We start from the raw sequence: 8304 nt of genomic DNA, 5'->3' as shown, positions 1-8304 counted from the left end.
GGCGCTGGGGGGTGCGCGGGGGAGTGGGGTGGTGCGGGGAAACGGGGGCCCTGGGCGCTGGGGGCGCGCGGGGGAGTGGGGCGGGGAGCCGCGGACCCTATGTAACAACGACGCGAACTCCCCAAAAGTGCCCGTTATTCACATTAAATTTATACTGACGTTTATTGCGACTTTACGCCATAATCTTAGTTGTCTCAGGGGGCCGGGATAAACGGTGGGAGTCAATGGCGCGGTTCGTCGATGCGGTGCTGGAGTTCCCGGCGGTGCTGTTCAGCTTCATGCTGGTCGTCGTCATCGTCTATTGGGTGCTCGTGCTGCTCGGCGGGCTCGGGATGGATCTGCCCGATGATTTCCTGGCCGCTCTCGGCCTGAGGGGAGTGCCGGGCGCCGTCGCGTTGTCGCTGCTGGTCGTGGTCGCCTGGTTCGTCGGCCTGGTCGGGGTTGTGCTGGTCGAGGGGCTTCCCGCCCGGTCGGCCGTACTCGTGGTCGCGCTGCTGGCCGGATGGTTGTGCGCACGCCTGGTCGCGCGGGCGGGGCGCGCCCTGTTCCCCGCGGTGGCTTCGCCGTCCCGGGCCGATTTCGTCGGCCGTATGTGCGTGATCCGCACCGGCCGGGTCGGGCCCGACTTCGGGCAGGCCGAGGTCACGGCCGATGACGGCTCGTCGGCTCTGGTCCAGGTGCGTACGACCGGAGACGACGCTCTGCGTGCCGGCAGCTCCGCCCTGATCTTCGACTACGACCCGGAGGGCGAGTTCTTCTGGGTCATGCCCTACGACCTTCACTAGCAGGGGATCTCCGATGGATGTGATCAGCACCGGGACGGGTGTGCTTCTCGCCGTTCTCCTCCTCGTCGTCATCGGCGCGGTCGTCGTCGTCAGCCGCCTCTATCGCAAGGTCGAACAGGGCATGGCGCTGATCGTCTCCAAGATGCGGCGGGTCGACGTCACCTTCACGGGCGCCGTCGTGCTGCCCGTTCTTCACAAGGCGGAGGTGATGGACATCTCCGTGAAGACCATCGAGATCACGCGTACCGGGCATGAAGGGCTGATCTGTCGCGACAACATCCGGGCCGACATCCGGATCACGTTCTTCGTACGGGTCAACAAGACGGTCGAAGACGTGATCAAGGTGGCGCAGGCGATCGGCACGGTACGCGCGAGCGACGAGGCGACCCTGCAGGAGTTGTTCAACGCCAAGTTCTCCGAGGCGCTCAAGACGGTCGGAAAGCAGCTCGACTTCGTCGATCTGTACACGAAGCGCGACGAATTCCGTGACCAGATCATCAGGGTGATCGGGACCGACCTCAACGGCTACAGCCTGGAGGACGCGGCCATCGACTTCCTGGAGCAGACCCCGCTCGCGCAGCTCGACCCGGCGAACATCCTCGACGCCCAGGGCATCCGGAAGATCACCGAGCTGACGGCGATCGAGCACGTGCGCACCAACGAGTACCAGCGGAACGAGGAGAAGGAGATCACCCGCCAGAACGTCGACGCGCGGGAGGCCATCCTCGAACTGGAGCGCCGGCAGGCCGACGCCGAGGCCAAGCAGCGCCGCGAGATCGACACCGTACGGGCGCGGGAGGAGGCCGAGACCGCCCGGGTGCAGGCGGAGGAGCGGCTCAAGTCCGAGGCGGCCAACATCCGTACGGAGGAGCAGCTCGGCATCCAGCGCCAGAACCGGGAGCGGGAGATCCAGGTCGCGGAGAAGAACCGCGAGCGGGTCATCGCCATCGAGAGCGAGCGGATCGAGAAGGACCGCCTGCTGGAGGTGATCTCCCGCGAACGGGAGACCGAGCTGTCGCGCATCGCCAAGGACAAGGAGCTCGAGGTCGAACGGCGTGCCATCGCCGAGGTGACCCGCGAGCGCATCGCCGTGGACAAGACGGTCGCCGAGCAGGAGGAGAGCATCAAGCGCCTGCGCGTCGTCGAGGAGGCCGAGCGGGTACGGCAGGCGCTGGTGATCCAGGCGGAGGCCGAGGCGCAGGAGAACCTGGTCAAGGACATCAAGGCGGCCGAGGCCGCGGAGCAGGCCGCCGCGTTCAAGGCGCGGGAGGAGCTCGTGCTGGCAGAGGCGCGGCAGCAGGCGGCCGAGCTGGACAGCCAGGCCAAGATCCGCCTCGCCGAAGGGTTGCGGGCCGAGGCGGCGGCCGTCGGGCTCGCCGAGGTCCAGGTGCGCGAACGGGACGCCGAGGCGATCGAGAAGGTCGGGCGCGCGGAGGCCGCCGTGGAGCGGGAGAAGGGCCTGGCCGCGGCGCTCGCCGTCGGCGAGAGGCTCAAGGCGGAGGCCGAGGGAGAGCAGGCGAAGGCCGTCGCCGCTGCCGCCGCCGTGGGCGAGAGGCTCAAGGCGGAGGCGGAAGGTCTCAAGGAGAAGGCCGCGGCCATGGCGGCGCTCGACGAGGCGAGCCGGGGGCACGAGGAGTACCGGTTGCGGCTGGAGGCCGAGAAGGAGATCCGCCTCAAGAACATCGACGTCCAGCGGGAGATCGCGGACGCGCAGGCGACCGTGCTGGCCGCCGGTCTGGAGAGGGCCGACATCGACATCGTGGGCGGCGACACCGTCTTCTTCGACCGATTGATGAGCTCGATCACCGCGGGCAGGGCGGTCGACGGCTTCGTCGAGAACTCCTCGGTGGCGCGGGCGCTGGCCGGGCCGTACCTGGACGGGACGGCGAGCCTGCCCGCGGACCTGATGCGCCTCGTCGGCTCGGTGGACACCGCCGACGTACGGAATCTCACGTTGTCCGCCCTGCTGCTGAAGCTGATCAAGGCGGGTGGCCCGGACACGGGCAAGCTCCAGGACCTGCTGAGCGCCGCCCGCGACCTCGGCGTCGCGGACCGGCCGCTCTCGGCGGTGACCACGACGGTGAGTACGGCGGTGAGCGCGGAGGCCGTCGGTTCGCGGGCCGGCTCGACGGCGGAAGGCGGTTCACCGGTCGAGGTCGGCCCGGCCGTCGAGGCCGGGGCGGCGGCGAACTCGGCGAAGCACTGACCGTGCGACACCGCACCGAGGAACGTGTGACGCACCCATGACCATGCCCATGACCCCGTCCGACCCGGCGCCCACGACCCCGCCCGACCCGGCGGCCACGGCACCGTCCAGCTCCGCGGCCACCGGCTTCGCGACCCCGACGGACCGGGGAGCCCCGGCGACCCCGGCCTCGGCTGCCCCGGGGGACAGATCGGGAGAGACCGCGCCCGGGCCGGAGGACGGAGCGCCCGAGCTGGACTCCAGCACGTACGAGGTCCTGCGGGACAGGCTCGCCGAGCAGGCCGGGGAGCTGCTGCGCCGGACCGAGGAGCTGAACGCGCGGCGGCTGGAGGTCTTCGGCGGAGCGGACTTCCGGCTGCTCGGCACCGCCCGCGTCCGCACCGAGAACAACTGCGTGCCGCGCGACGTCGTCTCGCTCGGCGAGGTCATGCTGTTCGGCTACAACGTGTTCATCGGACTGAAGTCGGGGACGACCGTACGCGACGTCTTCTCGTTCCACCGGTTCAGCCGGGACGGGGACGCCTTCCGGTTCGACGAGGTGCCGGGCCTGTTCGACGATCCGGCCTTCGAGCGGGACTTCGCGGAGCTGTACCGCTACTACAGCGAGACCAGGCTGTTGCAGCTCCGGCGGCTGGAGGGACGGCTGCTGGCCGTGTTCCAGACCGGGCCACAGGACATCCGGGTCCTGCGGTGGAGCGTCGGGACCGACGGCACCGTCCGCTACCTGGACAACCGGGGCGAACGTGACCACGTCTTCCCGCCGTCGCACGACTTCGAGTGGATCGAGACCACCCGGGACGACCACGTCCTCGGCCGCCATCCGCACATCTCGATCGAGGACGAGGTGTTCGTCGAGACGGTCGGCGGCGACCTCACCATCAAGATCGAGAACAACACCGAGACCGGCGAGGGCATCTACCGGGAACCGGTCGCGGAACCGCTGCAGAGCCTGGCCGACGCCGACGTCCACTACGCCAGGGTCGGGCCGCTGATCCTGCTGCGCGTGCGGCCGTACAACGAGAAGGAGTGGCGCCACCTGGTGTTCAACACCAGGACCAGGAAGGTCGAACGCCTCGACGGCATCGGGCAGGCCTGCCAGCGGCTCCCCGAGGACCAGGGGATCGTCTTCCCCGGCGGATACCACCTCACCACCGGAGTCGTGAAGACCTTCGACCTCGACGTCACCGACCTGGAGTTCGAGCGGGTCATCCGCTCGCCCAACGGCGAGGACGTGCTGTACGTGTTCCACGCGCGGGCCGAGGGCCGGTCGCTGCTGCTGCCGTACAACGTGATCCGCAAGGAGGTGAGCAACCCGATCACGTGTCACGGGTACTCGCTCTTCGAGGACGGCACGCTCGTGTGCTTCCGGATGCCCGCGCCGGTCGTGGGCGAGCAGGGCAGGGTCGTCCGCGAGGAGCCGACCCGGGTCCATCCGATGCAGATCTGGCAGACGCCGTACGTGTCGGACGTGTTCGACGCGGCCCGGCCGGTGGGCACGGGGCCGCTGGAGCGGATCGGCAACGCCGACCTGGTGCGCGGGATCTCCGACTGCCTCTCCGTCGTCCGGATGGCCGACGCGATGGAGCCGTCCGCGCCGGTGTTCGAGGGGCTCATCGCGGCGTGCGTACGGATCATCGACCAGTACCACTGGCTGGACGAGCACGACCTGCGCTCCGCCGTCGGAGCGGTCCGCGCGACCGCCGAGCAGGTGCTCGACGAGTTCGAGCGGGTCGAGACGCTCACCGCGCAGGCGACGGCCGCCCTGGACGAGGCCGCCGAGCACGTCGCCCTTCTCGTACGGCAGGTGCGCGGAGAGGCGCCGGGGTCGGCGGGCGAATGGGTGGCGCGGCTGGCCGAGCTGCGCCGCGCCCAGGGCCGGCTCGCGACGCTGCGCGAGGTCCGCTACGTCGACGCCGGGCGGCTGGACACGCTCGCGGGCGATTTCGAAGCCGAGATCGGCGAGGCCGCGCGGAGGGCGGTCGAGTTCCTCCGGGGGGCCGACGCGTTCACCGGATATCACGCCGAGGTGGACCGGCTCGCGGCCGAGGCGCAGGCGATCGGCACCGTGGCGGAGTCGGGGCCCGTCGCGGAGCGCCTCGCCGGGCAGACCGAGGGCCTGGAGGTCCTCACCGAGGTCGTGGGCGGGCTGGACATCGCGGACGCGACCGTGCGCACCGGCATCCTGGAACGTGTCGCCGAGGTGCTCGCCGGCGTCAACCAGGCGCGGGCGACGCTTGCCGCGCGGCGGCGCGAGCTGCTGGCGGGCGAGGGGAGAGCCGAGTTCGCCGCCGAGTTCGCCCTGCTGGGCCAGGCCGTCACCGCCGCACTCGCGCTGGCCGACACGCCGGAGAGCTGCGACGAGCAGATGGGACGGCTGCTGCTCCGGCTGGAGGACCTGGAGTCCCGGTTCGGGGACTTCGACGACTTCACGGCCCGGCTGGAGGCCAGGCGCGCGGACGTCTACGAGGCGTTCTCCTCGCGGCGGCAGACGTTGCTGGACGCCCGTGCGCGCCGAGCGGAACGGCTGGTCGCCTCCGCCGGCCGCGTTCTGGAGAGCGTACGCAGGCGGGCGGGCACCCTCGGCTCGATCGACGAGGTGAACACCTATTTCGCCTCCGACCCGATGGTGGCCCGGCTGCGCGCGGTCGCGGACGAGCTGCGGTCCCTCGGGGACCAGGTGCGCGCCGACGAGCTCGACGGGCGGGTCAAGGCCGCCCGCCTCGACGCGGGGCGGGCGCTGCGCGACCGGCTCGACCTGTACGCCGACGGCGGCGAGACCATCCGGTTCGGCCGCCACCGGTTCTCGGTCAACACCCAGCCGGTCGATCTCACGCTGGTCCCGGTGGACGGGCGGATGGCGTACGCGATCACGGGGACCGACTACCGGTCGCCGGTGGACGACGAGGTGTTCCATCGCACCAGGGCGTTCTGGGATCAGGTGCTCGTCTCCGAGTCTCCCGAGGTGTACCGCGCCGAGCATCTGGCCGCGTCGATCCTCGACCTCGCGGAGTCGGCCCCCGGCGGCGCGATGACGCTCGACGCGCTGCGTGCCGCCCTCGCCGAGGGCCGGCTGCCGGAGGTCGTACGCCGCGTGGCCGAGACACGGTACGACGAGGGGTACGAGCGCGGCGTCCACGACCACGACGCGGCCGCGATCCTCGGCGCGCTGCTCCCGGTGCACGCGTCCGCGGGGTTGCTGCGCTTCCCGCCGTCCGCGCGGGCCGTCGCCCAGCTCTTCTGGAGCTTCGGCACGGACGAGGCCCGGCGCGAGGCGTGGACCACCAGGGCCAGGTCCCTGGCCAGGGCGCGTTCCCTGTTCGGGCACGGAGCCGGCGGGGACGCCGCCGGGGTGACCGAGGGAGGCGAGACCGGCGGCGAGGGGGCGGCCGGGCGCGACGACGGGGTCGGCGGGGCGATAGAGGAGCTGCGGGCGGAACTGGCGTCGGCGGCGGCCGGGTTCCTGCGCGACCGGGGCCTGCGGCCGGAGGACGCCGATCCGGCGGGGGACTACCTGTTCGACGAGCTCGCCGCCGCCGGGACCGACGACGGGAGCGGCGCGGTGCGTTTCACGACGGGTCCGCTCGCCCGGCGTCTCGTCGAGCGGTTCCGCGCGGCGCTCGGCACGTCGGCCGGGGAGTTCGACGACGAGATCCGTGCCCTCGGCGACGATCTGGCCGCCGCGCACCAGCTCGCCACGGCGTGGTTGACGGCGTTCCTGCGCACCTCTCCCGACCTCTCGTGCCCTCCCGGCGCCGGGTCGGGCGTCGTACGCGATGAAGGGGCGCGGGCCGGAACGCCGGAGGACGCGGGGGCCGGAGATCTGGCCGAGGCCGTCGCCGTCCTGCTCTGCGACCTGCCGCGACGTGAGTCGTCGGTGTCGCTCACGGTCACCGTGGAGGGGCTCCTCGGGGCGCATCCCCGCCTGAACGGACGGACCCTCACGCTGCGCCTGGACGAGGTCCTGGCGCGGACCCGGCGGTTCCGGACCGAGCGGGTGCCCGCCTACCGGGCGTACCAGAAGCAGCGCGGCGAGCTGCTCGACCGGGAGCGGGCCCGGCTGCGGCTGGACGAGTACCGGCCCAAGGTGATGAGCGCGTTCGTGCGCAACCGGCTCCTCGACCAGGTCTACCTGCCGCTGGTCGGCGACAACCTCGCCAAGCAGCTCGGCGCGGCGGGGGAGGGGAGGCGCACCGACCAGATGGGCCTGCTGCTGCTCATCTCGCCGCCCGGGTACGGCAAGACCACGCTGATGGAGTACGTCGCGAGCAGGCTCGGCCTGATGTTCGTCAAGATCAACGGACCGGCGCTGGGGCACGCCGTCACCTCGCTCGACCCGGCCGACGCGCCGAACGCCACCGCGCGGCAGGAGGTCGAGAAGGTGTCGTTCGCGCTGGAATGCGGGAACAACGTGCTGCTCTATCTCGACGACATCCAGCACACCTCACCGGAGCTGCTGCAGAAGTTCATCTCGCTCTGCGACGCGCAGCGCCGCATGGAGGGCGTGTGGAACGGCGGCACCCGGACCTACGACCTGCGCGGCAAGCGCTTCGCGGTCTGCATGGCCGGCAACCCGTACACGGAGTCGGGGCAGCGGTTCCGCGTCCCCGACATGCTGGCGAACCGGGCCGACGTCTGGAACCTGGGCGACGTGCTCTCCGGCCGGGAGGACCTGTTCGCGCTGAGCTACATCGAGAACGCGCTCACCTCCAACCCCGTCCTCGCGCCGCTGTCCACGCGCGACCCGGCGGACGTCGAGCTTCTCGTACGGCTGGCGCGCGGCGACGCGGACGTGCGCGCCGACCGGCTCGCCCACCCGTACCAGAAGGTCGAGCTGGACCAGATCACCGCGGTCCTGCGGAAGCTGACGCGGATCCAGCGGGTGGTGCTCGCCGCCAACCAGGCGTACATCGCGTCGGCGGCCCAGGCGGACGCCTCACGCACCGAACCGCCCTTCCGGCTGCAGGGGTCGTACCGGAACATGAACAAGCTCGCGGAACGGATCGTCCCCGTCATGAACGACGCCGAGGTCGAGGCGTTGATCGACGACCACTACGCGGGCGAGGCGCAGACGTTGACGTCCGAGGCCGAGGCGAACCTCCTCAAGCTGGCGGAGCTGCGCGGCCGGATGACCGACGAGCAGCGACGGCGCTGGGCCGAGGTCAAGGCCGGATATCTCCGCGCCCGGGCCCTCGGCGGCGCGGAGGACGATCCGATGGTCCGCGCCGTGGGGGCCATCGGGCTCCTCGCCGACCGCGTGGGGGGCGTCGAGCGGGCCATCGAACGCACGACGACCCGCCCGTGAGGCCGCCGCGC

General features: G+C 71.4%; 3 protein-coding genes. All 3 read left to right on the top strand.

Annotated features, from left to right (window positions below; translation table 11 throughout):
• Positions 1-224: 224 nt before the first annotated feature.
• Genes AWQ70_RS12265 through AWQ70_RS12255 form a run of 3 tightly spaced genes read left to right on the top strand, consistent with a single transcriptional unit; the run spans position 225 to position 8293 of the window.
• Positions 225-785 (top strand): hypothetical protein, encoded by a 561-nt coding sequence (locus AWQ70_RS12265; RefSeq protein ID WP_067174442.1) that lies wholly within the window; start codon positions 225-227, stop codon positions 783-785.
• A 13-nt stretch (positions 786-798) separates the two neighbouring features.
• Entirely contained in the window at positions 799-2991 is a 2193-nt protein-coding gene (locus AWQ70_RS12260) for a flotillin family protein (RefSeq protein WP_084516905.1), read from the top strand.
• A gap of 37 nt (positions 2992-3028) precedes the next feature.
• Positions 3029-8293, top strand: coding sequence for a DNA repair ATPase (locus AWQ70_RS12255; RefSeq protein WP_245646924.1), 5265 nt, complete (start codon positions 3029-3031; stop codon positions 8291-8293).
• The last annotated feature ends 11 nt before the right edge of the window (positions 8294-8304 follow it).

This window comes from Microtetraspora niveoalba (genome assembly GCF_001570405.1).
GTDB lineage: Bacteria > Actinomycetota > Actinomycetes > Streptosporangiales > Streptosporangiaceae > Microtetraspora > Microtetraspora niveoalba.
The sequence above is the reverse complement of the archived record's forward strand: the minus strand, read 5'-3'. Positions and strand labels throughout refer to the sequence as shown.